Raw genomic sequence first — 26,847 nt, 5'->3', positions numbered from 1 at the left:
GCTGCCCGTACTGTGCTGCCGCCGGGGGAGTCTGCTGCCCCCGGCGGGCTGTGGCGGGCCGGTACCCTTGCGCGGTGCCGGCCCGTGCCATCAGCAGCAGAGAATTTCCCCGTCTTCCGGGATATGCAGGCGCGGCATCAGACCTTCGGCCATGGCAAAGGCCCGCAGGCCGGCACGATCAAGGCAGGCATGGTTGACCGCATCCATATGCGTGGCAATGAGCGTGGCATCAGGGGCGGCAAGGGCCACCTCCCGTACGCCGTCAACGCCCATGAGGATGGGGGTACCGTCGTACATCTGGGCATTGGCCGCATTGAGGGCAATGACCTGCGGCCGGTAGGTCTGGATGGCCTGCTGCACGCCGGGGAACCAGAGCGTGTCGCCCGCCAGATAGAAAACCTTGTGGTTTTCCGCCCGAAAAACCACGCCGCAGGCTTCGGCAGGCAGGTTGAACTTCCGGTAGTAATAGGCGGCCGTCACGCCGTCGCCGTGCAGGGCGTCTGTCCGGTGCAGGGTCACGGAGGCAAAGCGAACCCCCGCGGCCACAAGGGGCGTGACCTGCTGAAAGCCCAGTGCCCGCATGTCTGCGGCTTCCTTTTCGGACTGTACAAAGACGGGCAGGTCCTTGGGCAGAGCCCGGGCGGCGGCCTCGTCAAAGTGGTCAAAATGGTGCATGTGCGTCACAATGACCGCATCCACGGCAATGAGGCTGTCCACGGGCAGCGGCAGGTCCACCAGGGGATTGGCCAGATTGTTGTACGGAGAGGGTACGGGCGGGCAGGAGCCGCGCGGGGCAAAGAAGGGATCAATAAGAAAGCGCCTGCCCCCGAAGGTGACAATGCTGGTAGCGCCGCGAATCTGCTGGAACTGCATGGGTTTTCTCCTTGTGCCTTGCCCCGGGCAGGCGTCTGGCGGGCGGGCAGAACAGCTTTTTCTGCGGGCACTGCGCAGGCCGCCATGCCGGAACGGGGCAGGGGATGGTTTTGGGCTAGTGTAACGCAGTGACGGGCTGATGCAAGAACGCACCCCGAATATAGCAAGTACCCTGGAGGATACTGCCATGAAACCATGCACGCCTCCTGTGACAGGCGCTTCGCCGGCAGACCTCCTGCCGCTGGAACGGCATTGCCCGGTGGCGGCCACGCTCCGGCTCATGGGCGGCAAGTACAAGGCGCTCATTCTCTGGAAGCTCATGGAGCATTCGCTCCGCTTTTCCGATCTGCGCCGGGAGGTTCCCTGCGCCACCCCCAAGATGCTCACCCAGCAGCTGCGGGAACTGGAAGCGGACGGCCTGCTCAGCCGGAAGGTCTATCCGGTCGTTCCGCCCAGGGTGGAATATTCCCTGACGGATTTCGGACGAAGCATCCGGCCGGTACTGGAGGCCATGGGCGTCTGGGGCAGTGCGTATCTTGCCCGTCTGCAACAGGAGGAAGCCCGTGCCGGCACGGCTTGCCCGCCGCAGCATCCGGCATGAGCCGTCCGGTACCGCAAGGGCGCATCGGCGGGCTATCTGTGGGTAGCCTGCACAGGTAAGCAGATTCGCACAAAAAAGTCTTGACAGTCGTCCGGGCCTTGTCTATCTCTTTTCTAGAAACAAACAGAACAGGTTCGTATCATGTCGTATTCCCCGTGCACCCAGTTCATCTTTGCCGCGTGGTGGTGGCTTTGTGAAGTACGCAAGGGGGACGTGCAGGTCTAGCCTGTCACTTTTTGGTATTCATGGTCACACCAAGGCGTCGTCCCCCGGGACGGCGCCTTTTTTTGTATCTTTTCACAGCGAGGCTTTTTCATGACCACCTCTTCACAACATCATGATCCTTCTGCCGCATCCGATCTGGCACCGCTGGTGCTGCAACAGCGGGCACGCTGGCTGCCTGCGGATACGGAGACCCCCATCAGTCTTTTTCTGGGCATGGTCGGGCAGGGCGACGGCATCCTGCTGGAAAGTGCCGAGGTGGACGGACGCTGGGGCCGCTACAGCGTGCTGGCCTGCGATCTGGCCCTGCGGCTGTCCTGCCATGACGGCCGACTGCGTGTGGATGTGCGGGACCCGCGCCTGGCGTCGCTGTCCTGTCATGACGGCCAGCCCTTTGTGGAGGGCGTGCGCGCGGTCATGCGCCGCCTGCAGGTTGTGGCGCCGGACAGCCTGGAAACGCCGCCCATTACCCGGGCGCTCTACGGCTGGCTGGGCTTTGGCATGGCGCGTCTCCTGCAGCCCGGTCTGGAATCCTGCATGCCGGAAAACGAGGCCGAGGCCGTTCTGGTACTGCCGGGCACGGTGCTGCTGTTTGACCATCTGTATAATCGCCTTTGTCAGATCAGCCTGGGCGAGCACCGGGAAGTCAGCGGCAGCCGGCGTGCGCCGGAAGCCATGCCGGCGCATGATGCACCTGTCACCGCCTGCCCCGACGAGGCAGGCTACAAGGCCGTGGTGGAGCGCATCCGCGCCATGCTGCATGCGGGCGAAGCCATTCAGGTGGTGCCGTCGGTGCATTTTTCCACGCCCTTTACGGGAGATGTCTTTACGCTCTACCGCCGCATGCGGCGCTACAATGCCTCTCCCTACATGTTTTATATGAAGATCGGGGACATGACGCTTTTCGGCTCCTCGCCGGAAGTGATGGTGCGCTGCACGCGCGGCAAGTTGCAGCTTTCGCCCATTGCCGGCACGCGGCGGCGGGGCCGCGATGATGCGGAAGATGCCCGGCTGGCGCAGGAGCTGCGGGATGATCCCAAGGAACGCGCCGAGCATGTCATGCTGGTGGACCTGGGCCGCAACGACCTGGGTCGCGTGGCCCGGCCGGGCAGCGTCACGCTGGAACGCTGCATGGAGGTGGAGCGCTTCTCCCACGTCATGCACCTGACCAGCCGTGTTACGGCCCAGCTGGACGAGGGAAAGGACGCGCTGGACGTGCTGGCGGCCACCTTCCCGGCGGGAACGGTAAGCGGTGCGCCCAAGGTGCGGGCCATGCAGATCATCCGCGAGGTGGAAGGCCGCGGCCGTGGTCCCTATGCGGGCTGCATCGGCTGGCTGGGGCTGGACAAGGATGCCGTGCATCTGGACATGGGCATCACCATCCGCAGCATGTGGCTCAGGAATGGGGAACTCAGCTGGCAGGCCGGGGGCGGCATCGTTCACGATTCTGACCCGGAACTGGAATGGAAGGAAGTCTGCAACAAGTCGGCCATCATGCGCCTTGCCCTGCGTAACGAGGAAGAATACCATGTTTCTGCTCATCGATAATTACGATTCCTTTACCTACAATCTGGTCCAGGCCTTTTATGCCCTGGGGCAAAAGCCGCTGGTGCTGACCAACGACGATCCGCGCATTCTGGAACTGGCGCGTGACCCTGACCTGCGGCAGGTCTGCATTTCGCCCGGACCGGGGCGGCCGGAAAATGCCGGCCTCTGCCCGCGTTTTCTGGAGCTGCTGTCTCCCCATGTTCCGGTACTCGGCGTCTGCCTGGGGCATCAGCTGCTGGGCCTGCATGCCGGGGCTCGGGTGGAGGTAGGCCCCTGCATCATGCACGGCAAGCAGTCGGAAATCGTGCATGACGGCAGCGGCCTTTTTGAAGGGCTGCCCAATCCCCTGCGGGTGGCGCGCTACCATTCCCTTGTGGTGCGGGATGACGGCCCCGTTGCCATTCCCTTCACCGTGACGGCCCGTGCGCCGGAAGGCGAGGTCATGGCCCTGCGTTATGATGACCGGCCGTGGGTGGGCGTGCAGTTTCATCCCGAATCCATTCTGACGCCGGAAGGGATGCGTCTGCTGGGCAATTTCCCGCAGGCCATCCTGCCGGCCGAGGAAAGCGCGCTGCACATGGACCGCATCCTCGAGCGTCTGGCCCGGCGCGAGGACCTGACGCCGGACATGGCGTCCTCGGCCTTTGCGGCCCTCATGGACGGCAAGCTCACGGCCGCCCAGGCCGGGGCCTTTCTGTTGGCCCTGCGCATGAAGGGCGAAAGCGCGCTGGAGCTGGCCCATGCCACCCGCGCCGCTCTGGCCCGCGCCGTGCGCGTGGACGGGGTGGGAGATGCCATTGACGTGGTGGGCACCGGCGGCGATGGCCGCCATTCCTTCAACTGCTCCACGGCCACCTCGCTGGTGCTGGCCGGCATGGGGCACAAGGTGGTCAAGCACGGCAACCGCGCCGTGTCCTCCACCTGCGGCAGTGCCGATGCGGTGGAGGCGCTGGGTATTGACCTCAATACCGATGCGGCCGCCGTGGCCGACATGGTGCGGGAGCGCAACTTTGCCTTTCTCTTTGCGCCGCACTTCCACCCGGCCTTCAAGAATATTGGTCCGCTGCGCAAGGAACTGGGGGTGCGCACTCTGTTCAATATCCTTGGTCCCATGATCAACCCGGCCCGTCCCAGCCATCTGCTCATGGGTGTGGCCCGTCCCGAACTGCTCCCGCTGGTGGCCGAAACCCTGGCCCAGTCGCCCCTGGAGCGGGCGGCCGTGGTCTGCGGGGCGGGCGGCTATGACGAGGTGACGCCCATGGGACCGGCGGATGTGCTGCTCCTGGAGCAGGGGAAAATTTCGCCTCTGGCTCTTGATCCGGCGGATTTCGGCATCCAGTCCTGCACCCCCGAAGACCTGGCTGTGCACAGCAAGGACGAGGCCGTGGCCGTGCTGCGCGAGCTGCTGGCCGGGCGCGGCAGCCGTGCCATGCGCGACATGGTGACGCTCAATGTGGGGCTGGCGCTCTATCTGCTGGAGGATGCGCCCACCCTGGAACTGTGCATGGCCCGTGCCCGCGAGGCCGTGGAATCCGGACTTGGCGGGAGGGTGCTCCATGCGGCTTGAGCGTTTTCTCTGGGCCAAGGCGGGCGAGGTGGCGGCCCTGCGCCGTCAGGAGCGGGAAGGGCGCCTGCCCGCGCCCTTTGCCGGACCGCGCGGCGATTTTCTCGCGGCCCTGCGTCGTCCCGCCGGCGGGGCACCGCTGGCAGTCATTGCGGAATACAAGCGGGCCTCGCCTTCCCGTGGCGTCATCTGCCAGGCGCTGACGGCCGCCGAGGTCGCCCGGCAGTACGCGCAGGCCGGGGCCAGCGCCCTTTCTGTCCTCAGCGAGGAACGTTTCTTTCAGGGGCGGCTGGCCTACCTTGGTGAAGCCCATGCTGCCCTTATGGATGCCGGCTGCCCCGTGCCCCTGCTGCGCAAGGATTTTCTCTTTGACCCGCTCCAGATAACGGCCACGGCCGCTACGCCGGCAGCGGCCCTGCTGCTCATTGTGGGCCTGACCCCGGACGTGGCCCTGCTGCGGCGCCTGCGCGAACAGGCCGAATCGCTGGGCATGCAGGCCGTGGTGGAAGTGTTTGATGCGGACGAGCTGGCGCTGGCCCGTGCAAGCGGGGCGCGCATCATTCAGGTCAATGCCCGTGATCTGGCCACCCTGCGCGTGGACTGTGCCGCCTGTCTCGACATCGCCCGGCGCTTCCCCCCGCAGGACGGGGAAATCTGGATTGCCGCCAGCGGCATGGAACATGCCGCCCAGCTGCGTGCCGCCGCCGAGGCAGGGTACCGTGCCGCCCTGGTGGGTACGGCCCTCATGAAGGACGGTCAGCCCGGAAAAGCCCTGCGCACCCTGCTGACCCCTGCGCCGTCCGTGGCGGGGAGCACCGCATGCGCGTGAAATTCTGCGGCCTGACCCGGCAGGAAGATGTGGACAGGGCCGTGGCCCTGGGGGCCGACATGCTGGGATTCATCTTTCATGCCCGCAGCCCCCGTGCGGTGCAGCCGGAGCAGGTGGCCCGCCTGCGCAGCGGGGGACTTGCGCGGGTGGGGGTTTTTGTGGAACAGGACAGTGAGGCCATTGCAGACATCATGCGCCGTGCCCGCCTGGACTATGCCCAGCTGCACGGCGCACAGGATGATGATGCCTGCGCACGCCGCATCGGAGCAGAGCGGATTATCCGGGTCTTCTGGCCGCAGCGCCATGCCGGCCTGGACGATCTGCTGCGGGCCATGCGCGCGGCAGCGCCTGCCTGTGCCTGGTATCTTCTGGATGCGGGCCTGCAGGGCGGCGGCAGCGGAAAGACCCTGAACTGGCAGGACCTTGCCGCGCTTTCGCGGGCAGACCTGCCGCGCCCCTGGCTGCTGGCCGGCGGTCTGGACCCGACCGGCGTGGCGCAGGCCCTGACCTGCTGCCGTCCCGATGGGCTGGACATCAATTCCGGTGTGGAGGATGCGCCGGGCATCAAGAATCACGAAAAAATGGCGGCAGTGCTGCGGGCCATGCGTCAGCCCGTTCCGCCGCTGGGAGGATAATCCATGAAGGAGAGCTATTTCGGAGAATTCGGCGGCTGCTTCGTTCCGGAGCTGCTCATGCCGCCGCTGCTGGAAGTGGAAGAGGCCATGCACAGCATTGTGCCCAGCCCCCGTTTTCAGGGGGAGTTGCAGTCCCTGCTGCATGACTATGCCGGGCGGCCCACGCCGCTGACCTTCTGCCCCCGCCTTTCGGAGGAACTGGGCATCGAGCTGTGGCTCAAGCGCGAGGACCTGCTGCACTCTGGGGCGCACAAGATCAACAATACCCTGGGCCAGGCCCTCATGGCCAAATACATGGGCAAGACGGCCCTGGTGGCCGAAACCGGGGCCGGTCAGCACGGGGTGGCCACGGCCGTGGCGGCAGCTCGCCTGGGCATGGAGTGCACGGTCTACATGGGCGCGGAAGACGTGGAACGGCAGGCCCCCAACGTCATGCGCATGCGCCTGCTGGGGGCCAAGGTAGTTCCCGTGGACAGCGGCACACGCACGCTCAAGGATGCCATCAACGAGGCCCTACGCGCCTGGATTTCCAGCCAGCAGACCACGCACTACTGTTTCGGCACGGCGGCCGGTCCGCATCCCTTCCCCACGCTGGTGCGTCTGTTCCAGCAGATCATCGGCCAGGAGACGGCCCAGCAGATGCGCGAAAAGGCCGGACAGCTTCCTGACGCGGTGGTGGCCTGCGTGGGGGGCGGCTCCAATGCCATCGGTATGTTTGCCCGCTTCATCGAGGAACCTTCCGTACATCTCATCGGGGTGGAGGCCGCCGGCACGGGCGAGACGGGCTGCTTCAATTCCGCGCCCCTCAGCCTGGGGACACCGGGGGTGCTGCATGGCTGCCACACCATGCTGTTGCAGAATCCCGACGGACAGATCGAGCCTTCCCACTCCATTGCGGCCGGTCTGGACTATCCCGGCGTGGGACCGGAACATGCCCATCTGCACAAGACGGGCCGTGTGCGCTATGTCATGGTACGCGACCAGCGCGCCCTGGCGGCCTTCCAGCGCCTGTGCCGCAGCGAAGGCATCCTGCCGGCCCTGGAATCCTCCCATGCGCTGGCCTGGGTACTGGACCATGCCGAGGAATTTGCCCCCGGCAGCAAGGTGGTGGTCAACCTGTCCGGTCGAGGAGACAAGGATATGGTCATCGTGCGCAAGGCGCTGAACATGCCCGAAGTCGGCGAACTGGCCTAGGAGGTTATCGGTATGCACATCCTTGAACAAAAGATTCGCGCTGCGCGCGAAGCCGGACGACTGGCCCTTATTCCCTTTGTGACTGCCGGATTCCCGGATGACGGCAGCTTCTGGCCCGCCATTCAGGAACTGGATGAAGGCGGTGCGGACATCATCGAGATCGGCATCCCCTTTTCCGACCCTGTGGCCGACGGCCCGGTGGTGGAGGAAGCCTCGCGCCGTGTGCTCAGCGACGGCATGAGCCTGACCCGGCTGCTGGGCGAGCTGGAGGAACGCAAGGATTTCTTCCATTGCGGCATGGTGCTCATGGGCTATTACAATCCCATTCTGCAATACGGGCTGGGCAAGTTTGCCGTGGATGCGGCCCGTGCCGGCGTTCATGGTGTCATCGTGCCGGATCTGCCCTATGAGGAGGCAGGCGAATTGCGCGCCCTGCTGGCCGCGCAGGGCATAGCCCTCATCGCGCTGGTAGGCCCCAATACTTCCGAGGAGCGCATGCGGCTCTATGCGGACGTGAGCCAGGCGTACGTCTATGTGGTGTCGGTCATGGGCACCACGGGGCAGCGCTCGCAGCTTGCGCCGCAGGTGGCGGAAACCATGCGCCGGGCACGTTCCGTCTTTTCCCTGCCGCTGGCGCTGGGCTTCGGCCTGTCCAAACCGGAGCAGATCGAGGATTTGCCGCCGGATGCCCGTCCCGATGCCGCCGTATTCGGCAGCGCCCTTCTGCGCTGGCTGGATGAGGGAAACAGCGCTGCGGACTTCATTGCCCGCTGGAAATAAACGGGTCAGCGCCTGCGCGCTGCGCAGGCAGGGAGGCGTCGTTATGCGGGGGCGCGGCGGCAAGGTGGCCGTCGCGCCCCCCATTTGTGCGGGAGAGGCTAGATAAGGCTGTCGTCAAGGCCGCAGGCCCGTGCCACGCCCGCGCCGTAGGCCGGGTCCGCCTTGGCGCAGTTGCGGATATGCCGCAGCTTGATTTCCGTGGGGGCATCGCCCAGCGCCCGGGCCGTATTGCCGAACAGGGCTTCCCGCTGTTCCGGCGTCATGAGGCGGAAGAGCCGCCCCGGCTGCTCGAAGTAGTCGGCGTCATCGCAAGGGTAGTCCCAGCGGGCCGCATCGCCGCTGATTTTCAGGGGCGGTTCCGCAAAGTCCGGCTGTTCCTTCCATGCGCCGTCACTGTTGGGTTCATAGCTTGTATGGCTGCCGTAGTTGCCATCCACGCGCATCTGGCCGTCACGGTGGAAGCTGTGGAAGGGGCAGCGCGGCCTGTTGACCGGAATCAGATGATGGTTGACGCCAAGGCGGTAGCGCTGGGCGTCCCCGTAGGAGAAGAGGCGCCCCTGCAACATCTTGTCCGGCGAGACGCCGATGCCGGGAACCAGATTGGCCGGATTGAAGGCCGCCTGTTCCACTTCCGCAAAGTAGTTCTCGGGATTGCGGTTCAGTTCCAGCACGCCCACTTCCATGAGCGGATAATCGGCATGGTACCAGACCTTGGTCAGGTCAAAGGGATGGTAGGGGAGTTTTTCGGCATCCTCTTCGGGCATGACCTGGAAATAGAGCGTCCAGCGTGGATAGTCGCCCTTTTCGATATGTTCATAGAGGTCGCGCTGATGGCTGTCGCGATCGCGCCCGATGAGTTCCTGGGCTTCGGCGTCCGTCAGATTCCTGATGCCCTGCTGGCTCTTGAAGTGGAACTTGACCCAGAAGCGCTTGTTTTCGGCATTGATCAGGCTGTAGGTATGGCTGCCGAAACCGTGCATGTGCCGGTAGCTGGCCGGAATTCCGCGATCGCTCATGACCACGGTGATCTGGTGCAGAGCTTCGGGCAGCAGGGTCCAGAAATCCCAGTTGTCCCTGGCGCTGTGCATGTTGGTGCGCGGATTGCGCTTGACCACATGGTTCAGGTCCGGGAATTTCAGCGGGTCCCGCAGGAAAAAGACGGGCGTATTGTTGCCCACCATGTCCCAGTTGCCCTGGTCCGTATAGAATTTGACGGCAAAGCCGCGGATGTCACGTTCGGCATCTGCTGCGCCGCGCTCCCCCGCCACGGTGGAAAAGCGGACAAATACCTCCGTTTTCTTGCCGATTTCGGCAAAAAGCGAGGCCCGGGTATAGGCCGTCACGTCCTGGGTGACCGTAAAGGTGCCGTATGCGCCGGACCCTTTGGCGTGCATGCGCCGTTCGGGAATGACCTCGCGGTCAAAATGGGCAAGTTTTTCCTGAAACCAGACATCCTGTATGAGCAGGGGACCACGCGGCCCGGCGGTAAGGGCATGATTGTTGTTGGCCACAGGTGCGCCAGCGTTATTGGTGAGAAGGTCTTTGCTGTCCGACATGATGCGTTCTCCTTGCGGTTATGGGTGAAGGGGAGCGAACAAGCGGTATGGCTACCGTTCGAGGCCAACATGGCACAAGGGTGAGTAAAAGTAAATAGTAATAATTACTATTATTGATAATAAAATTTAATGTTTATCAATGAATTTCGTATGGTTATGTGAATTATTCTTTTTTTATTGACAACTATCCGGGAGGTATATTCTGGACAGGCAGTCTGTGGCCAGGGGGTGTCGCCCGGAACGGGATACGATGCCGACAGACCCGTGACGGCGTGCGGACCGGCTGCTGCGGCAGGGGCAGACAGCCGGCCGGGATGAACATGTTTCTGCATGCCCGGCAACCTGGGCGGGGAAAGGGAGGCAGCGTCTGCCTGGCGCCGTTTTGGGCGCCGGGAACCGTGCGGCATGCCGCCACAGCGGCGTCTGTCGTCGTCCGGCGCCGTACCCGGTGGCAGGCCTGGGCAACGTGTCAGTGCCTCACGGAGGGCACGCCGCTGCGTCTGGTTCTAGCGCAGCAGAATCACCAGGCCGCCCAGTATGGGGCAGGCCACCATGCAGACCTTGAGGCAGGGCAGGGGGATACGCGGCGTCAGCTTGGCGCCCAGAAAGGCGCCGATCATCTGTCCGGCCAGCGTGGCGAGGAAAATGCCGGCATCCAGATGCCCCGTGCTCAGGAAGCCCGCGCCGCCCAGCAGGGCAATGGGCATGATGACAAGCATGGTGGTGCCAATGGTTTCATAGATGCTGATGCGGAAGATGGCCATGAGGCAGAACTGGAGAAAGGCCGCAGAGCCGACGCCGCACAGGGAGGCAACCATGCCGTTGAACAGCCCCAGAAGCATGCACAGCAGCCACAGGATGGCGGGCCGGTAGCTGATGCCGGCGCCACTGCCCGTGCTGGGGGGCCGCATGCGGAACACACGGTAGTAGATGAGAATGCCCGAAAGAAACTGGGCAGAGGCCGTGACAAGCAGCAGATGCTCTCCCCGTATATGCACGGCCAGATGGGCGCCCGTAAAGGCGCCCAGCGCGCCGAACAGCCCGATGCGGATGCCCAGGGCAGGCAGCACGCGGCCCCCCCGGAAATGGCTGAAGGTTCCCGAGGCCATGGTAAAGGCCATGACGGCCATGGATACGCCCAGGGCCGTATGCACCGGAACATGGAAGCCCAGACTCAGAATGATGACAGACAGACCGGAACCGCCGACACCCAGACAGCCGATGACGCCGCCGAGCAGCAGCATGGAAAGAAAGATGCTCATGGTCGTAACCTCCGCAACAGGCCAGTGGTGTATGCGCGTGCGGGGCACGGGACCTGCCTGAACGACAGGCGGTACGACAGGCGGAGAGCGGCAGGGACGCAGGGCGGGGAAGGAATCATCCGGCTGGCCCGCTGCCGTGGCGGGTGCCCCGTGTCGCGATCATGGTGCGTCAGCAGATATGGATTGTGGAGAGGGCAGGACAGGCCCGCCGGGCATCACCTCCGGGAAGTGCGCATGCCGCATGTAGCGCTGTGCCTGTCTGCATGAGGCAGCAGGCACAGTTTCAGGCCAAATCAGCCGGCCAGGGGCGAGGGCATGCCGTCGATATGAAAAGGACCGCCCCAGTCCGGCAGGCAGGCAAAGTGTGTGCCGTCCGGCAGGATGACGCGCAGGGCATGCAGCAACATGCGCTGATGGCGCGGCCCCCTGCCATATTTGGTATCTCCCAGCACGGGATAGCCCAGAAAGCCCAGCTGGGCGCGGATCTGATGGGTTCGGCCGGTATGCAGCAGCACCTGGAGCAGGCTGGCCTGGCGTTCCCGCCGCAGGGGCAGTACGGTCAGCGCAGCCACCAGGCCGTCGCCGGGCTGCTCGCTGACGCGCACCTTTTCGTAGCCGCCCTGTCCTTCCTTGCGCAGCCAGTGCGTAAAACGGCGGGCTTCGGCATACGGCCAGTGTCCGCTGACCCAGGTGAGATATTCCTTATGAAAATTGCGTTCCCGCAGGGCGCCGGTCATGGTGCGCAGCACGGTAAAGCTGCCGGCCACCAGCAGGATGCCGGATGTCCCCTTGTCCAGGCGGTGGATGGGCGTGGGAATGAAGGGCTGGCCGGCATAGTAGCGGGCCAGGCGCCCGGAAAGGCTGTCGTCATGGCCGGTGCCGGGCTGGCTGGGCAGGCCGGAGGGCTTGTTGAAGGCCCAGAGGTCCCCGGAGGTGCCGATGAGAGGCGGCAGGGGCGGACGCTCTGTCTGCGGTCTGGCCGGGGTGCTCTTGTGGGCCATGGACAGGGCAAAGGGAGGCAGGCGCACCATGTCGCCTGTATGTACAATGGCAAAGGCCTTGGCGCGGCCGCCATTGAGACGGACCTGCCCGGTGCGTATCCAGCGGTGCAGCAGGCCCTGGGGCAGGCCGAGGCGGCGCTGAAGCAGCTGGAGCAGCTTCTGGTCGCTTTCCGTGGCCTGTACGGTGAAACTGTTGGTGGCGTCTCCGGCGGAGACGCCGCGAGACGGTATGTCGGGGGAGTCGGACATGGGTGCGGCAACCTCTTGTGCCGTAGTGACGGGCGGTCTGCCCCGTGGCAGCCGTGCCCGCAGGGTATGACCGGAAGAAACTCCATAAAGGACCATAGCCACAGGCGGTCAACAGGTCAATGTCCCCGGCGCATGTTGCCGCCGACGTTTCAGCGGGGAAAGGGCCTGCCGCCTTGGCGCAGGATGTTCCTTTTTCTCGCGCCGTCTGGTCCCGCTCCGGCCTGCGCCTTTTCAGGAAAAGGCGGCCTTGCCGAAGGGATGCTGGTCCGTTCTTCCGGGCTGAGCCGCCGGAAGCCCGGGCAGAAAACGCTATGCGGGAGTGTCCTGTCCTGATGCCCGCCAGTGGGGCGAGCCGGCGCTAGAGGTCGTGCTGGTGGGGATCATTGCCGTGCGGATGGGCATGCAGATGACTGTGGGCAAAGCTGGGCGCACTGAAGCAGAGGCGGCGGTCCACGATAGTCATGAAGCGGCTGCTCACGCGGGTAAGAAAGTCCCAGTCATGGGAAATGGTGATGCGCGCTGTCGGCAGGGTGGCAAGGATGTCGGTCAGGCGCTGGCGGGCTGCGGCATCCAGAGTATTGGTGGGTTCATCCAGCAGCAGGGCTTCCGGGCGCATGGCCAGTACCCCGGCCAGGGAAACCAGCTTTTTTTCTCCGCCTGACAGGCGATGGGTCTGGCGCTTTTCAAATCCCTCCAGCCCCAGGGCGGTCAGAGTTTCCAGCGCGCGCTCCCGTGCCTCCCGGGGCGAAAGTCCCAGATTCAGCGGGCCAAAGGCCACATCCTCCAGCACTGTGGGGAAAAACAGCTGATCCTCCGCCTGTTGCAGCACAAAGCCCACGGCGCAGCGCAGGGCGTGATAGTCCTCCTCGCGCTGGAGAATCTGGCCATGAAAGCGCACAATGCCGCGCCGGGCACGGTGCAGACCGGTGATGCAGCGCAGCAGCGTGGTCTTGCCGCAGCCGTTGGGACCATACAGGCCAATGTGCTCGCCCGGCAGCAGGGAAAGGTTCACCTCTTCCAGCACCGGCAGAGCCGGCGCCGGCTCGTGGGCAATGCTGACGTTTTCCAGACTGAAAATGGGCTGTGTCATGGGCGTCCTTCATACTCCAGCCAGATGAGGGCCGCAAGGCCCAGCAGGGCCAGCAGGCAGAAGACCGCATCTGCCGGGCGAAAGCGGAAAACGGCCACGGTATGAAAATGGTTGCGGAAGCCGCGCAACAGCATGGCCTCGCGCACGCGCTGTGCCCGGTCATAGCCGCGCAGCAGCAGCAGGCCCAGCAGAGAGGCCAGGGTGCGGTAGGTGTGGGCATTGCAGCGGGGCCGGAAGCCGCGCAGGCGGGCCGCGGTCTGCAAGGTGCGCCATTCGTCGGCAATGTCAAACACATAGCGCCCGGCAAAGAGCAGCAGATAGACCAGGCGGGCCGGGCAGTGCAGGCGCTCCAGGGCATAGCCGGCCGTGGCAACGGGCAGGCTGGCCACCAGCGCCAGCAGGATGCCGCCAATGGCATTGGACTTGACCCAGAGCAGCAGGGCCAGCTGCAGCCCCTCGCGGCTGAGCGCCAGCGGCCCCCAGTGCCAGAGCGTGGTGCCCGGCAGGCTGAACGGGGTCAGCAGACAGAGAAAGAGCAAAAAGACGTTGATGGCCGCCAGACGCCGGCACAAGACCCCCACCGGCGGGCGCAAGGCTCCCAGCAGCAGCACGGCCAGGCCCAGACCCGCGAGGGCGGCGGGCAGGCTCCGGCTCAGGGCCAGGCAGAGGGAAAGGGCCATGGCCACCACCAGCCTGGCACGCGGGTCCAGACGATGGACAAGGCTGTTGCCATCGGCAAGGGGCTGGCCCAGCACGGTTCAGCTCCGGCGGGATGCGGGCAGGGGCAGCACCTCCGGCCGCACACGCAGCAGAAAGCGCACGGTCAGCAGGGTAATGACGCCTTCGGCCAGCATGATGGGCAGATGGGCCAGCAGCAGCAGCCTGGCTGCGGGCACAAAGGCTTCGCCGGACAGGGCCAGGGCGCCGGAGGTCAGCAGGGCGGCAATGAGCACGCCGGCCGCCCCCCCGGCAAAGCCTCCTGCTGCCGGTCCCCAGGACGGGATGCGGCAGCAGGCCCGGAACAGGTAGTGGGCCAGTATGCCGCCCGTGGCCATGGTGGCCACGTTGACGCCCAGCACGGTCAGTCCGCCGAACTGAAAGAGCAGAGCCTGCAACAGCAGGGCCGTCAGCAGGGCGGGAAAAACCGCCCAGCCCAGCAGGACGCCCAGCAGGCCGTTGAGCAGCAGGTGCGCACTGCCCAGTCCCACGGGCACATGCACCAGCGATCCCACAAAGAAAACGGCACTGAGAATGGCTACCTGCATGAGCCGGTCATAGTCCAGGCGGCGCAGACCAATATAGGTGCCTGCTGCCGCCACCACGGCCCCCGCTCCCAGTACGGCGGGCGAAAGGACCCCTTCGGAAATGTGCATGCGTTCTCCCCGGCGGGCTGTTGCGTACGCTCCGCCTGTGCCGGCAGAACGTAGCACGATATATAAAAAAGTGGCAAGCGTCTTTTGACAGGGGCGGGGAAGCCCGCGGACAGAGCCTGCGGCCTGAAGGAGGCCGGATGCCGCGGGCAGGCGGGGCGGCGGCAGGGGAGAGGGCCTCCCCCGCCGGAAAACTATGGCCGTTAGTGCAGCACCAGACCGGGATAGTCCGTGCTCTTGAGGCCGTTGCGGAGCAGGGAAAGGCCGGCTTCGGTATCGCCGGCAAGGGAGTAGACGATGAACAGGCCCTTGTCCTCGGCGATCCAGAGGCGGCCGCTTACCGCATCCTTCTGGAAGGAGGTGGTATAGAAGTGGTCCTGCCGTTCCAGCGGCAGTTTGGCCTGGAACATCTGCGCAAACATGGAGGCAATGATTTCCATGTCCGCATCATGGGTGGGGCCGATGATGATGGTGATATCGGCCTTGCCGTCGTTGCGGGCCACCTTCAGGCTGACGCTCTGCCCCTCCCAGCGGGGGGCGATGTCCACCTTCCAGTCCTGCGGCAGGTCAAGCGTATAGTAACGGGCATCCAGCTGCTGGCCCTGGACAGGCAGACAGGACAGCAGCACAAAGAGGCAGGCAAGCAACACAGTTCTCATGATGGTATCTCCTCAGCACATGATGGGGCACACCATAAACAGGCTTGTGCTGGCTGGCAAGTCCGTTGTGATGTCTTGCGCCGGCGGGGGCAAGCGGCTACAAGAGGGCACCCCGTGTGCGGGGCCTGCGTGGACCGGGAAGTGTCCACAGGAGGGCAATAAGGTTATGAAAGCGGAAATCATTGCCGTGGGCACCGAGCTGCTGCTCGGCCATACCATCAATTCCGATGCGGCCCATGTGGGGCGGGCGCTGTCGGCACTGGGCATCGATGTCTACCATTCCTGTGTGGTGGGGGACAATCCCCACCGTCTGGAAGAGGTGCTGCGCGAGGGCCTGGAACGGAGCGACCTGCTCATCACCACGGGCGGACTTGGCCCCACCGAGGACGATCTGACCAAGGAAACGGTGGCTGCCGTGCTGGAAATGCCGCTGGAAGAGCATGCGGACAGTCTGGTGCGCCTGAAGGAATACTTCGGCACGCGCCCCATGGGGCCGAACCAGTACAAGCAGGTGCTGCTGCCGCGCGGTTCACGGGCGCTGCCCAATCGCATCGGCACGGCGCCGGGCTGCTATGCCCGCCGGGCTGACGGCAGGGCCGTAGCCATGCTGCCCGGCCCCCCGCGAGAGCTGCTGCCCATGCTGCACGAACAGCTGGTGCCGCTGCTGGCGGAGCAGACCCAGGCCTGCATCTGCTCGCACATGATCCGCACCTTTGCCCAGGGCGAGGGCGACGCCGCCCTGCGCCTGGCCGAGCTGACAGGCCGGGCCAATCCCTCCACGGCCACCTATGCCACGGATGGCGAAATGTTTGTGCGGGTGACGGCCAAGGCACAGGATGCCGCTGCGGCCGAGGCGCTGGCCGCTCCCGTGGTGGCCCGTGTGCAGGAGCTGCTGGGCGATGTGGTCTATGGCGTGGATGTGGACAATCTGGAAAGCGTGGTGGTGCCCCTGCTCATGCAGCGGGGGCAGAGCGTGGCCACGGCGGAATCCTGCACCGGGGGCCTGCTGGCCAAGAGGCTTACGGATGTGCCCGGGGCCTCGGCGGTCTTTCAGACCGGGCTGGTCACCTATGCCAACAGCACCAAGACACGCCTGCTGGGCGTGCCCGAAGCCATGCTGGCGCGGGTGGGCGCCGTGAGCGAGGAGGTAGCCCGCCACATGGCATCTGCCGTGCGCCAGCGCAGCGGCAGCCACTGGGGCCTGGGGATCACGGGGGTGGCCGGGCCTGATGGCGGGACGGCAGAAAAACCCGTGGGGCTGGTCTATATTGCCCTGGCCGATGACCGGCGGACCTGGCTGCGGGTCATGCGGCCGCAGGGGCGCTACATGGGCCGTGCCTGGACCCGTCACCGGGCAGCAAGTCATGCGCTGGATATGCTGCGCCGGGCGCTGCTGGGTCTGCCTGTGGAAATGACGGCCACGGCGCGGGGCCGGTTCTGAGCCGTTCGGCAGGACGCTGCCGCAGAAAAGGAGAAGGGGCCGCCGCAGAGCGGCCTTTTTTCGTTCAGGCGACGGCGTTTCTGCCGGCTGCCACGCCGCTGGCCCAGGCCCAGTGCAGATTGTAGCCGCCCAGCAGACCGGTGACATCCAGCACTTCACCGGCCAGAAACAGGCCCGGCACCAGGCGGCTTTGCAGGGTGCGCGGGTCCACCTCTCCGGTATGGATGCCGCCCCGGCAGACTTCGGCCTTTTTGTAGCCGGCCCGGCCTGATGGCGTCAGGCGGCGGGCATGAATGGCCGTGCAGATTTCCTCCCGGGCCGCACGGGAAAGTTCGGCCACCCGGCGCTGAGCCAGCGCCGGCGGCAGCAGCGTGTCTGCCAGACGCTGCGGCATGTGCCGGCGCAGCAGACTGCGCGGGGTCTGCTTGCCGGCTGTCGGCGCATCCAGCAGGCTGCGGAAGGCCGTGTCCGGCAGAAAATCCACTTCCAGCGGCTGCCCGTCTTCCCAGAACAGGGATGCCTTGAGTGTGGCCGGTCCGCTGATGCCCTCGTGGGTAAAAAGCAGGTCATCCTGCCAGAGGGGGTCACGGGCCAGCTCCGGGGCCAGCTGCGCCTCGGGCAGACGCATGCGCACGGGCAGACTGATGCCGGCAAGGCTGTCGTCCTGGGCAGGGACCTGCGTACAGGACGGCGCAGGAGCAGGGCGGGCCGGTCTTCTGGTGCCGGCGGGGCGGGCGGCGGCAGGGAAAGCGCGTTGCGCTTCATGGGGCTGCTGCCGGACCGGGAGGGCATCTGCCGGGAGCAGCAGGGGAGTCAGGGCCGGGCGGGGCGGCACCAGCGTATGCCCCAGCGCCTGGGCCAGGCGAAAGCCCGCGCCGGTGGCGCCGATCTGGGGCCAGGCCGGCGACCCCATCGCCAGAATGACGGTACGCGCATGGTAGGTCCCTGTATCGGTTCGCACGCAAAAGCCCGGCTGGAGAGCCTCCAGGGCCTGCACCGTGCAGCCCGTGACAAGGCGAACGCCGCGTTCCCGGCAGTCCGCCCACAGGCAGTGCAGCAGGCTGCGGGCCGGGACAGTGAGAAAGAGCTGGCCGTGGCGGCGTTCTTCCACGGGCAGGCCCCAGCGATGCACCAGGCGTTCCATGACAGCCGGCGAAAAGGCCCGCAGCACCGGTGCGCAGAAGTCCGGCGTGGTGCAGCGGTAATGCCGGGGGGCCAGATGCCGGTTGGTGAAATTGGCACGGCCGCCTCCGCTGATGCAGAGCTTGCGCCCCGGTTCCTGCTGGCGTTCCAGCACCAGCACGCGGCGGCCGCGTCCGGCAGCCTCGCGGGCGGCCATGAGACCGGCCGCACCGCCGCCCAGCACCAGCACGTCAGCCGGCGGAAGCACGGCGGACGGCGGGTCGCTGCGGTTTGACAGCGTTTCAGGCCCGGAGCTACAAAAAGAGATTGCGCACATGCGCCGAACATACACGAGGGGGCGGACCATGCCAATACTGCACAGTACCTATGTGGCGCCCTGCTGGGCGCGCAATGCCCATGTCAATACCATCTGGGCAGCCAAGATGCGCCGGCTGCACTATCCTGATACGGTGCAGGCCGCGGCCATCCGGCGCATCCGCCTGGAAACGCCGGACGGGGATTTCCTGGATGTGGATGAGCACCGTCCCACGGGGCTGCCCCGCGCGGTGGTTGTGGTGTCCCACGGGCTGGAAGGGCACAGCCGTCGCCGTTATGTGCTGGGGCTGGCTGCGGAACTGCTGCGGCGCGGCAATCTGGTCATGGCCTGGAACATGCGTTCCTGTTCGGGCGAGATGAATCGCACGGACAGGCTCTATCACATGGGGCAGACGGACGATCTGGCCTGTGTGGTGGCGCATGCCGTGCAAACGGGTCTGCCCGTGCTGCTGGCCGGTTTCAGCATGGGCGGCAATCAGATCTGCCGCTATCTGGCCGGTCCGGCGGTGCCGGAGGCCGTGCGCGCGGCAGCCGTGGTTTCCGTGCCCTGCGATCTTCCGGCAGCGGCGCGCGTCATGGACGGACCGTCCTGCCGCGTGTACATGCGCTATTTTCTGCGCACGCTCTGTGCCAAGGTCCGGCAGAAGGCGGCCCGTTTCCCGCAGTTTCCCTCTGTGGAAGGCATCGAGCACTTCCGCACCTTCAGCGAATTCGATGCCCGCTTTACGGCGCCGCTGTACGGCTATGCCGATGCCCTGACCTACTGGCGCGAAAACAGCGCCCTGCCCGTGCTGCCGCACCTGTGCGTGCCCACCTATCTGCTCATGGCCGCAGATGATCCCTTTTGTGCGCCCACCTGCTATCCCTGGCAGATCGCCCGGCATTCTGCCCGCCTGTTTCTGGAAGTGGCGCCCCATGGCGGGCATGTGGGCTTTGTCACTGCCGGCAGTCCCTATTACAGCGAGGCCAGGGTGGCGGACTTTCTGGACAGATACCGCTAGACAGGGCGCGACCGTCTGCGGCCGGGCTGCCGGCGGCCTCACGGGTGCCGCTGCCGGAACGATGCGGACGGCAGCGCCTGGCGCGGGTGTCCTGCCCCGTGCCCGGCAAAAGCCTGCCGCGCTGCGTACACAAGGCATGCGTTCTGTCCCTGCCGGCCCTGCCGGGGCACGCCGTGTTACGGGCGCACGGGAGAAGATGCGGCAAACGGTCTCTTTCCGCCTGTTTTGCGACCCCTGCCGGGTTCAGGCACGGCTCAGGGCATCGATGCGCTGCAGCAGGGTGTCCGTCATGCGCTGCATGAGGGCGGCATCACCGCGGGATTCCACGTTGAGGCGCAGCAGTGGCTCGGTATTGGAGGCGCGCAGGTTGAAACGCCAGTCCGCAAAGGTCAGGGAAAGGCCGTCCACATGTTCCTCGCTCAGGGCCTGGGGGGCGAATTCAGCACGGATGGCCGCCATGACGGCGGCCGCATCCCGGACGGAGCGGTTGATTTCGCCGCTGCACGGATAGGCGGCCATGCGTTCGCGCACCATGTCGCGGAGGCTTCTGCCCGTGCGGGAAATGAGGCGGGCCACCAGCAGCCAGGGCAGCATGCCCGAGTCGCAGTAGGCAAAGTCGCGGAAAAAGTGGTGGGCGCTCATTTCCGCGCCATAGGCGGCGTCGCAGGCGCGCATGGTTTCCTTCATGAAGGCGTGGCCGGCCTTGGAGATAACGGGCTGCCCGCCGGCAGCGCGGACCATTTCCTGCGTATTCCAGTACAGGCGGGGATCGTGCACGATCCGGGCGCCGGGGGTCCTTTCCAGGGTGGCCTGCGCCAGCAGGCCCACCAGATAGTATCCCTCGATGAAGGTCCCCTGGTCATCATAGAAGAAGCAGCGGTCAAAGTCGCCGTCCCAGGCAAGGCCCAGGTCTGCCCCGTTCTGGAGCACGCCGCGGGCTGCGGCCTCGCGCCGTTCGGGCAGCAGGGGATTGGGAACACCGTGGGGAAAGTGCCCGTCCGGTTCCGCATTGCTGATGGTCAGGCGGTAGGGCAGGTGCGGGGCCAGCTCGCGCAGCACCAGCCCGGCGCAGCCATTGCCCACCTCGCAGTGAATGGCCAGGGGGCGCAGGCCGTCCGTGCCCCCGGAAAGACGCAGCAGATGGGCCACATAGTCCGCACGGAAGCAGGCCGTGTGCAGGGGCGGCAGGTCCGCTTCGCGGGGCAGGGCACGGGGGGACGGGGCGTCCAGCTCTTCCCCCGTGCGCCGGCGGATCTGGTCCAGGCCCGAATCGCCGCTGATGGGAATGGCGCCGCCGCGGACCATCTTGAGGCCGTTTTCCTGGGCCGGATTGTGGGAACCGGTGATCATGATGCCGCCATCAAAGGGCTGGGCAAAGGCCGCGTAGTAGATTTCCTCCGTGCCGCACATGCCGATGTCGGTCACTTCGGCGCCGGCCTCGCGCAGGCCCAGGCAAAGCGCATCGCGCAGCAGCGGCCCGGAAAGGCGGGCATCCCGGCCCACAACCACATGATGTGCGCCTGTTTCCGCCACAAAGGCGTGCCCGGCCGCACGGACCAGTTCCGGAGAAAGCACGTCGGGAACAGCGCCGCGCACGTCATAGGCCTTGAAGCAGGAAAGGTCTGCCATGATGCCTCCTTATGGATACCTGGATGAGGATGGCCTGCCGGCCGGCGGCACGGCACATGGCCGGCGCGGCGTCAGGCTGCCGCTGGTTTTCTAGCCCAGGCAGGGGAAAAGGCCAAGATGTTTCTGCTGTCCGGGCGGCGGTCCGGCCCGCTTCTTGACAGGGCAGGGGGCCTGTGGGAGAAGCGCCAACGTGCCGGGGCGTTCGCCGTGCGAAGATGTCTGCCCCGGACAAGGAGAAGTCATGTCCTATTTTGCTCCCCGCCAGGCCCAGACCACGCTGCCCTGTCCGCACTGCGGCAAACCCATGCTGATTGTGCGCACCTGCCATGAGGCGCATATGTACTGCGAGCACTGCCGGCAATCATATGATCTGGCCCGCTTCATCACGCAGGCGGACGACGCCATGGAAACCTTTCTGGCCGGCTTGTACATGGACCGCATCTGACGAACGAAAAAGGGCAGGTATTCTGCCGAGATAGGAGGGATTTTCCGGGGCATGCCCCGTGCCCGGCAAAATTTTTTCTGGAGAAGTGAAAAAAAAACTTGCCAAAGCCGGGCGAAGTGCGTAAATACCCTCTTGCTGCGAGTGTGAAGGCTCTGTGCCCGGCATCGCAGCCCACGACACCCTGATGAAAGTGCGTCAGGTAGTGTGGAGGGGTTCCCGAGTGGCCAAAGGGAACAGACTGTAAATCTGTCGTCGTAAGACTTCGGTGGTTCAAATCCACCCCCCTCCACCACAGAAAATGTGGTTTGTTTTGGAAAACTGCCTTGACTGTAGGAGACAGCACGCTGTCGGGAACTACGGTGCAGCGGTTGGGAAGACTGGTTCGACGGATGCGTCGCAATCCACTGCCCAAAGAGCATCGCTGGTATGCGGGAATAGCTCAACGGCTAGAGCATCAGCCTTCCAAGCTGAGGGTTGCGGGTTCGAATCCCGTTTCCCGCTCCATTTTTCTGCGCTTCCCGCCAGCCCTTATCCCGTCAAGCACGTTCCCTGGCAACCAGGGATTCTGCGGGCGAATTCCTTTTGGTCTTCGCTCTGGTATCAAATACTTAAACGCAAAAAAATTTCTCCAGGGAGACGTACAATGGGCAAGGAAAAATACACCCGCACGAAGCCCCATGTGAACATCGGCACCATCGGTCACATCGACCACGGCAAGACCACGCTGACCGCCGCCATCACCAAGATTGCCGGTCTGAAGGGCGAAGGCAAGTTTATCTCCTACGACGAAATCGACAAGGCTCCTGAAGAAAAGGAACGTGGCATCACCATCGCCACCGCCCACGTCGAATACGAAACCGACAAGCGCCACTACGCTCACGTGGACTGCCCCGGCCACGCCGACTACATCAAGAACATGATCACCGGTGCTGCCCAGATGGACGGTGGTATCCTGGTGGTGGCCGCTACCGACGGTCCCATGCCTCAGACCCGTGAACATATCCTGCTTGCTCGTCAGGTGGGTGTGCCGCAGCTGGTGGTCTTCCTGAACAAGTGCGACCTGGTGGACGACGAAGAACTGCTGGAACTGGTGGAACTGGAAGTGCGCGAACTGCTGTCTTCCTACGACTTCCCCGGCGACGACGTTCCGGTGATCCGCGGTTCCGCCCTGAAGGCTCTGGAATGCGACGATCCCAACGCTCCCGAAGCCAAGTGCATCATCGATCTGCTGAATGCCTGCGATACCTTCATTCCTGAACCGCAGCGCGACATCGACAAGCCCTTCCTGATGCCCATCGAAGACGTGTTCTCCATCTCCGGCCGTGGTACCGTGGTGACCGGCCGTGTGGAACGCGGTGTCATCAAGGTTGGCGACGTGGTGGAAATCGTGGGTATCAAGCCCACCGCTCAGACCACCTGCACGGGCGTGGAAATGTTCCGCAAGCTGCTTGACCAGGGCCAGGCCGGCGACAACATCGGCGTGCTGCTGCGCGGCACCAAGCGTGACGAAGTGGAACGCGGTCAGGTTCTCGCCGCTCCCAAGTCCATCACGCCCCACAAGAAGTTCAAGGCTGAAGTGTACGTTCTGTCCAAGGAAGAAGGTGGCCGTCATACCCCGTTCTTCTCTGGCTATCGTCCCCAGTTCTACTTCCGTACCACTGACATCACCGGCGTGATCAACCTGCCCGAAGGCGTGGAAATGGTTATGCCCGGCGATAACAGCCAGTTCATCGTCGAACTGATCGCCCCCATCGCCATGGAAGCCGGTCTGCGCTTCGCCATCCGTGAAGGTGGCCGCACCGTGGGTTCCGGCGTGGTGACCGAAATCATCGAGTAATATCATGAGAGTCAACATCATTCTGGCCTGCACCGAGTGCAAGCGTCGCAACTACAGCACCGTGAAGAACAAGCGTAATACCACGGGCCGCCTGGAGATGAAGAAGTATTGTCCTTGGGACAAGAAGCACACGCTGCACCGGGAAACCAGGTAACAATTCTTCCGCCGGGGGGAGACCCCTCCCCCCGGACGGTACGCAGGGCAGTAGCTCTAACGGCTAGAGCGGCGGTCTCCAAAACCGCAAGTTGGGGGTTCGAATCCCTCCTGCCCTGCCATTTTCATATCTTTGGGTAAGCATCATGGCGAAGAAAGCGGTTCAAACCGGCGAGACCAAGGCTGAAAACACTCCCAACCCCATTGCCCGCTTTGCACGATATGTGGAAGATTCCCGTGCAGAGCTGCGCAAGGTCACCTGGCCGACCATGAAAGATACCCGCAAGTCCACCCTTGCGGTGCTCTTTTTCGTAGCGGTCATGGCTGTTGTTCTGGGCCTTGTCGATCTGGGGCTTTCCTCCCTCATCAAGTTCATCCTCTCCTAGGGTTCCCATGAAAGACGCTGTTGTCATTGATGAAAATTCCGAGCTGAGCAAAAAGTCTCGCTGGTACATTGTGCACACCTATTCGGGTTTTGAGCAGCGTGTGCAGAAGACCATCAACGAGATGATTCGCACCGGCCAGGATGAGGGACTCATTCAGGAAGTGGTGGTTCCGACCGAAAAGGTCATGGAGCTGGGCAAGGGCGGAGAAAAGCGCACGACCACGCGCAAGTTCTATCCGGGCTATGTGATGGTCAAGATGATCATGACCGACCTTTCCTGGCATCTGGTGCAGTCCATTTCAAAGGTAACCGGATTTGTGGGTGGCAAAAACCGCCCCACTCCCATGCGCGACAGTGAAGCCGAGCGCATTTTGTCGCTGATGGAAAGCCGTCAGGAAACGCCGCGGCCCAAGTTCAACTTTGACCGTGGCGACGAGGTGCGCGTTATCGACGGGCCCTTCGGCGGTTTCAACGGCGTTGTGGAAGATGTGAACTACGACAAAGGCAAGCTGCGCGTCTCTGTCTCCATTTTCGGTCGGCAGACCCCGGTGGAGCTGGACTTCGTGCAGGTTTCCAAGGGCTAGTCTAGACTGGGGACCACGTTCGGGACCCGGTGATAAAAGGATTACAGAACATGGCCAAGAAAGAAGTTGCCAAAATCAAGCTGCAGATTCCTGCCGGCGCAGCCAACCCTTCTCCGCCGGTCGGTCCTGCTCTTGGTCAGCATGGTCTGAACATCATGGGCTTCTGCAAGGAATTCAATGCCCGTACGCAGGACCAGAAGGGCATGATCATCCCCGTGGTGATCACTGTCTATGCTGACCGCTCCTTCACCTTCATCACCAAGACCCCGCCGGCCGCCGTGCTGATCATGAAGGCCGCCAAGATCGAGAAAGGCTCCGGCGAACCCAACCGCAACAAGGTGGGCAGTCTGACCATGGCCCAGGTTGAGGAAATCGCCAAGGTGAAGCTCCCCGACCTGAACGCCGTGACTCTCGAAGCTGCCGTCAAGTCCATCATGGGCACCGCGCGCAGCATGGGCATTGAGGTGAAGTAAGGATAACACGGTTATCCCAGGCGGCAGGTTTGCCTGCCCTCGTTGAAATCAATTGTACTGCCGCCGGCACGCAAGCTGCTGTCCGGCAGGAGATAAAACGACAAGGAATCCAGCATGCCCAAGCATGGTAAAAATTTCCGCAAGGCGCTTGAAGGAGTGAACCTCCAGGAGCGCTTCTCCATCGAAGATGCCGTGAGCAAGTCTCTGGGCGCTTCGTATGCCAAGTTCGACGAAACCGTGGATGTGGCCATCCGCCTTGGCGTCGATCCCAAGTATTCCGACCAAATGGTGCGCGGCGCCGTGACCCTGCCTCATGGCCTGGGCAAGACGGTGCGCGTGGCCGTGTTCTGTAAGGGTGAAAAGCAGGCCGAAGCGAAGGAAGCCGGTGCGGACTTCGTGGGTGCCGAAGACCTGGTGGCCAAGGTCAAGGAAGGCTGGCTCGATTTCGATGCCGCCGTGGCCACTCCGGATGTCATGGCGCTGGTGGGCCAGATCGGCCGTCAGCTTGGTCCCCGCGGCCTCATGCCCAATGCCAAGACCGGCTCCGTGACCTTTGACATTGCCAAGGCCGTGAATGAACTCAAGGCCGGCCGTGTTGACTTCAAGGTTGACAAGGCCGGGGTGCTGCATGCACCTCTCGGCAAGGTCTCCTTTGGTCCTGAAAAGATTCTGGGCAACCTCAAGGCGCTGCTTGAGACCGTCAATCGTCTGAAGCCTTCCGGTGCCAAGGGCACCTACATGCTGTCCATGGCGGTGTCCACCACCATGGGCCCCGGCTTCAAGGTTGACATGGCCCAGGTAAAGAAATTCCTCGAAGGCTAAGTCCTTTGAAGATGTTTGCCGGAATGTCCCCGTGGCATTCCGGCGGACTTTGGCTAAGGCAAGGAATTACGAGTCGAAGACGACAGGGGGACCCTGGGTCCGTAACCTTCCTGTCCAGACTATCTTTGGCTCGGCATTCCACACGGCAACCCCGAACGTGAGGAGTATCACGTGGATAGGTCTCAGAAAGCAGCCGTTATCGAAGCCATCAAGGCTCGTGCCGATCAGGCTTCCTTTGCGGTGCTGACCGACTTCAAGGGTATGACGGTGGAAGAGCTGACGAGCCTCAGGGACAGCCTGCGCAAGGCTGGCGGCGAATACTACGTCGTCAAAAATACCCTGGCTCGTATTGCGTTCACCGGTGGCCCGCATGATGTTGTCAAGGACAAGTTCCATGACAACTGCGGTATTGCCCTTGGTTTCGATGACCCGGTGGCGGTGGCCAAGGCTGTGAGTGATTTTGCCAAGAAGAGCAAGCTGTTCAGCATGCGCGTGGCAAGCCTGGAAGGCAAGGAAATGACGCCTGACCAGGTGGACGCGCTGGCGACGCTGCCTTCCAAGGAACAGCTGCTTGGTCAGCTGCTCGGCACCATGAACGCCGTACCCACCAATTTTGTTTCTCTGTTTGCCAATGTCATCCGTGGCATGCTCTATGCGCTTAAGGCCATTGAAGAGCAGAAGGCCAAGGCTGCCTAACGGTATAGCAGTTCCTCTCAAAACGACTATCTGCCAAAGATCAGGAGAATACCATGTCTGAAGTGACCAAAGAACAGGTTGTTGAGTTTATCTCCAACATGACCGTGCTGGAACTGTCCGAGTTCATCAAGGAACTGGAAGAAAAGTTCGGCGTGTCTGCCGCTGCTCCCGCTGCCGCCATGGTGATGGCTGCTCCTGCCGCCGGTGCCGGCGCTGAAGCCGCTGAAGAAAAGACCGAATTCGACGTGGTGCTGAAGGAAGCCGGCGCCAACAAGATCGGCGTCATCAAGGTGGTGCGCGCCCTGACCAGCCTGGGCCTCAAGGAAGCCAAGGAAAAGGTTGACGGCTGCCCCTCCACCCTCAAGGAAGGCGTGTCCAAGGAAGAAGCCGAAGAAGCCAAGAAGCAGCTCACCGAAGCCGGCGCCGTGGTCGAAATCAAGTAAGTTTTCCCACACAATGGCTGTTGAGGCGGGGCGTCAGCCCCGCCTTT

Annotated in this window: 28 protein-coding genes and 3 tRNA genes; 21 read left to right on the top strand and 10 right to left on the bottom strand. The window is 64.0% G+C overall.

What is annotated here, in order from left to right; translation table 11 throughout:
- Positions 1-90 precede the first annotated feature (90 nt).
- Entirely contained in the window at positions 91-873 is a 783-nt protein-coding gene (locus Q0J57_RS00610) for an MBL fold metallo-hydrolase (RefSeq protein ID WP_297215684.1), read from the bottom strand.
- Positions 874-1,060: 187 nt separating this feature from the next.
- Between Q0J57_RS00610 and Q0J57_RS00605 the strand changes: the two genes are divergently transcribed.
- The 7 genes from Q0J57_RS00605 (at position 1,061) to trpA (ending at position 8,246) form a co-directional block, all read left to right on the top strand.
- Positions 1,061-1,474, top strand: coding sequence for a helix-turn-helix domain-containing protein (locus Q0J57_RS00605; RefSeq protein ID WP_297215682.1), 414 nt, complete (start codon positions 1,061-1,063; stop codon positions 1,472-1,474).
- Between the two features lie 315 nt (positions 1,475-1,789).
- A complete protein-coding gene (locus Q0J57_RS00600) occupies positions 1,790-3,244 on the top strand; it encodes an anthranilate synthase component I family protein (protein ID WP_297215680.1) in 1,455 nt (484 codons plus the stop codon).
- Complete coding sequence (gene trpD, locus Q0J57_RS00595) at positions 3,225-4,811, top strand: anthranilate phosphoribosyltransferase (protein WP_297215677.1); 1,587 nt, start codon at positions 3,225-3,227, stop codon at positions 4,809-4,811. Before Q0J57_RS00600 ends, trpD begins: the two co-directional genes overlap by 20 nt.
- Positions 4,801-5,637, top strand: coding sequence for an indole-3-glycerol-phosphate synthase (locus Q0J57_RS00590; RefSeq protein ID WP_297215673.1), 837 nt, complete (start codon positions 4,801-4,803; stop codon positions 5,635-5,637). The genes trpD and Q0J57_RS00590 overlap by 11 nt, the downstream gene beginning before the upstream one ends.
- Complete coding sequence (locus tag Q0J57_RS00585) at positions 5,628-6,272, top strand: phosphoribosylanthranilate isomerase (RefSeq protein ID WP_297215671.1); 645 nt, start codon at positions 5,628-5,630, stop codon at positions 6,270-6,272. Before Q0J57_RS00590 ends, Q0J57_RS00585 begins: the two co-directional genes overlap by 10 nt.
- 3 nt (positions 6,273-6,275) lie before the next feature.
- Positions 6,276-7,466: a tryptophan synthase subunit beta gene (trpB, locus tag Q0J57_RS00580; RefSeq protein ID WP_297215668.1), complete on the top strand. Its 1,191-nt coding sequence runs from the start codon at positions 6,276-6,278 to the stop codon at positions 7,464-7,466.
- Positions 7,467-7,478: 12 nt separating this feature from the next.
- A complete protein-coding gene (gene trpA / locus Q0J57_RS00575; protein ID WP_297215666.1) occupies positions 7,479-8,246 on the top strand; it encodes a tryptophan synthase subunit alpha in 768 nt (255 codons plus the stop codon).
- A gap of 98 nt (positions 8,247-8,344) precedes the next feature.
- Here trpA and Q0J57_RS00570 read toward each other — a convergent pair whose 3' ends face one another.
- From Q0J57_RS00570 to Q0J57_RS00540, 7 genes are all read right to left on the bottom strand, one after another.
- Positions 8,345-9,802, bottom strand: a complete 1,458-nt coding sequence (locus Q0J57_RS00570; RefSeq protein WP_297215663.1) for a catalase — start codon at positions 9,800-9,802, stop codon at positions 8,345-8,347.
- Positions 9,803-10,308: 506 nt separating this feature from the next.
- A complete protein-coding gene (locus Q0J57_RS00565) occupies positions 10,309-11,064 on the bottom strand; it encodes a sulfite exporter TauE/SafE family protein (RefSeq protein WP_297215659.1) in 756 nt (251 codons plus the stop codon).
- A gap of 293 nt (positions 11,065-11,357) precedes the next feature.
- Positions 11,358-12,314, bottom strand: a complete 957-nt coding sequence (locus tag Q0J57_RS00560) for an RluA family pseudouridine synthase (RefSeq protein ID WP_297215656.1) — start codon at positions 12,312-12,314, stop codon at positions 11,358-11,360.
- A gap of 358 nt (positions 12,315-12,672) precedes the next feature.
- The gene (locus Q0J57_RS00555; protein WP_297215653.1) at positions 12,673-13,404 is read right to left on the bottom strand and encodes an ABC transporter ATP-binding protein; all 732 of its coding nucleotides are present in this window, start codon (positions 13,402-13,404) and stop codon (positions 12,673-12,675) included.
- Complete coding sequence (cbiQ, locus tag Q0J57_RS00550; protein WP_297215650.1) at positions 13,401-14,159, bottom strand: cobalt ECF transporter T component CbiQ; 759 nt, start codon at positions 14,157-14,159, stop codon at positions 13,401-13,403. Before cbiQ ends, Q0J57_RS00555 begins: the two co-directional genes overlap by 4 nt.
- Positions 14,160-14,162: 3 nt before the next feature.
- Positions 14,163-14,777 (bottom strand): cobalt transporter CbiM, encoded by a 615-nt coding sequence (cbiM, locus tag Q0J57_RS00545; protein ID WP_297215647.1) that lies wholly within the window; start codon positions 14,775-14,777, stop codon positions 14,163-14,165.
- 200 nt (positions 14,778-14,977) lie between these two features.
- Entirely contained in the window at positions 14,978-15,433 is a 456-nt protein-coding gene (locus Q0J57_RS00540; RefSeq protein WP_297215644.1) for a hypothetical protein, read from the bottom strand.
- Between the two features lie 166 nt (positions 15,434-15,599).
- Between Q0J57_RS00540 and Q0J57_RS00535 the strand changes: the two genes are divergently transcribed.
- The gene (locus Q0J57_RS00535; RefSeq protein ID WP_297215641.1) at positions 15,600-16,874 is read left to right on the top strand and encodes a competence/damage-inducible protein A; all 1,275 of its coding nucleotides are present in this window, start codon (positions 15,600-15,602) and stop codon (positions 16,872-16,874) included.
- Positions 16,875-16,938: 64 nt separating this feature from the next.
- Here the strand turns inward: Q0J57_RS00535 and Q0J57_RS00530 are convergent, their stop codons facing one another.
- Complete coding sequence (locus Q0J57_RS00530) at positions 16,939-18,264, bottom strand: FAD-dependent oxidoreductase (RefSeq protein ID WP_297215638.1); 1,326 nt, start codon at positions 18,262-18,264, stop codon at positions 16,939-16,941.
- Positions 18,265-18,361: 97 nt separating this feature from the next.
- Here Q0J57_RS00530 and Q0J57_RS00525 point away from each other — a divergent pair, with 97 nt between their 5' ends.
- Positions 18,362-19,333 (top strand): alpha/beta fold hydrolase, encoded by a 972-nt coding sequence (locus tag Q0J57_RS00525; RefSeq protein WP_297215635.1) that lies wholly within the window; start codon positions 18,362-18,364, stop codon positions 19,331-19,333.
- A gap of 243 nt (positions 19,334-19,576) precedes the next feature.
- Here the strand turns inward: Q0J57_RS00525 and Q0J57_RS00520 are convergent, their stop codons facing one another.
- On the bottom strand, positions 19,577-20,962 hold the full coding sequence (locus tag Q0J57_RS00520; protein ID WP_297215633.1) for a phosphomannomutase: 1,386 nt from the start codon (positions 20,960-20,962) through the stop codon (positions 19,577-19,579).
- A gap of 241 nt (positions 20,963-21,203) precedes the next feature.
- Between Q0J57_RS00520 and Q0J57_RS00515 the strand changes: the two genes are divergently transcribed.
- The 12 genes from Q0J57_RS00515 (at position 21,204) to rplL (ending at position 26,800) form a co-directional block, all read left to right on the top strand.
- Entirely contained in the window at positions 21,204-21,407 is a 204-nt protein-coding gene (locus tag Q0J57_RS00515) for a dual CXXC motif small (seleno)protein (protein ID WP_297215630.1), read from the top strand.
- Positions 21,408-21,613: 206 nt separating this feature from the next.
- Positions 21,614-21,699, top strand: a tRNA-Tyr gene (locus tag Q0J57_RS00510).
- Positions 21,700-21,835: 136 nt separating this feature from the next.
- Positions 21,836-21,911, top strand: a tRNA-Gly gene (locus Q0J57_RS00505).
- 139 nt (positions 21,912-22,050) lie between these two features.
- Positions 22,051-23,244, top strand: a complete 1,194-nt coding sequence (gene tuf / locus Q0J57_RS00500) for an elongation factor Tu (RefSeq protein WP_297215627.1) — start codon at positions 22,051-22,053, stop codon at positions 23,242-23,244.
- A gap of 4 nt (positions 23,245-23,248) precedes the next feature.
- On the top strand, positions 23,249-23,398 hold the full coding sequence (gene rpmG / locus Q0J57_RS00495) for a 50S ribosomal protein L33 (RefSeq protein WP_297215622.1): 150 nt from the start codon (positions 23,249-23,251) through the stop codon (positions 23,396-23,398).
- 44 nt (positions 23,399-23,442) lie between these two features.
- Positions 23,443-23,519: transfer RNA gene (locus Q0J57_RS00490), tRNA-Trp, on the top strand.
- A 24-nt stretch (positions 23,520-23,543) separates the two neighbouring features.
- On the top strand, positions 23,544-23,783 hold the full coding sequence (gene secE / locus Q0J57_RS00485; RefSeq protein WP_297215619.1) for a preprotein translocase subunit SecE: 240 nt from the start codon (positions 23,544-23,546) through the stop codon (positions 23,781-23,783).
- A gap of 7 nt (positions 23,784-23,790) precedes the next feature.
- Complete coding sequence (nusG, locus tag Q0J57_RS00480) at positions 23,791-24,366, top strand: transcription termination/antitermination protein NusG (RefSeq protein ID WP_297215616.1); 576 nt, start codon at positions 23,791-23,793, stop codon at positions 24,364-24,366.
- Positions 24,367-24,416: 50 nt separating this feature from the next.
- The gene (gene rplK / locus Q0J57_RS00475) at positions 24,417-24,839 is read left to right on the top strand and encodes a 50S ribosomal protein L11 (protein ID WP_297215612.1); all 423 of its coding nucleotides are present in this window, start codon (positions 24,417-24,419) and stop codon (positions 24,837-24,839) included.
- 114 nt (positions 24,840-24,953) lie between these two features.
- A complete protein-coding gene (rplA, locus tag Q0J57_RS00470) occupies positions 24,954-25,661 on the top strand; it encodes a 50S ribosomal protein L1 (RefSeq protein WP_297215609.1) in 708 nt (235 codons plus the stop codon).
- Between the two features lie 171 nt (positions 25,662-25,832).
- Complete coding sequence (rplJ, locus tag Q0J57_RS00465; protein WP_297215607.1) at positions 25,833-26,357, top strand: 50S ribosomal protein L10; 525 nt, start codon at positions 25,833-25,835, stop codon at positions 26,355-26,357.
- Between the two features lie 53 nt (positions 26,358-26,410).
- Positions 26,411-26,800, top strand: coding sequence for a 50S ribosomal protein L7/L12 (gene rplL / locus Q0J57_RS00460; protein ID WP_297215605.1), 390 nt, complete (start codon positions 26,411-26,413; stop codon positions 26,798-26,800).
- The last annotated feature ends 47 nt before the right edge of the window (positions 26,801-26,847 follow it).

Origin of the sequence: uncultured Desulfovibrio sp. (genome assembly GCF_944324505.1) — a bacterium.
In the GTDB taxonomy this organism is placed as follows: Bacteria; Desulfobacterota; Desulfovibrionia; order Desulfovibrionales; family Desulfovibrionaceae; genus Desulfovibrio.
This window is presented reverse-complemented; position numbering and strand designations above follow the sequence as displayed.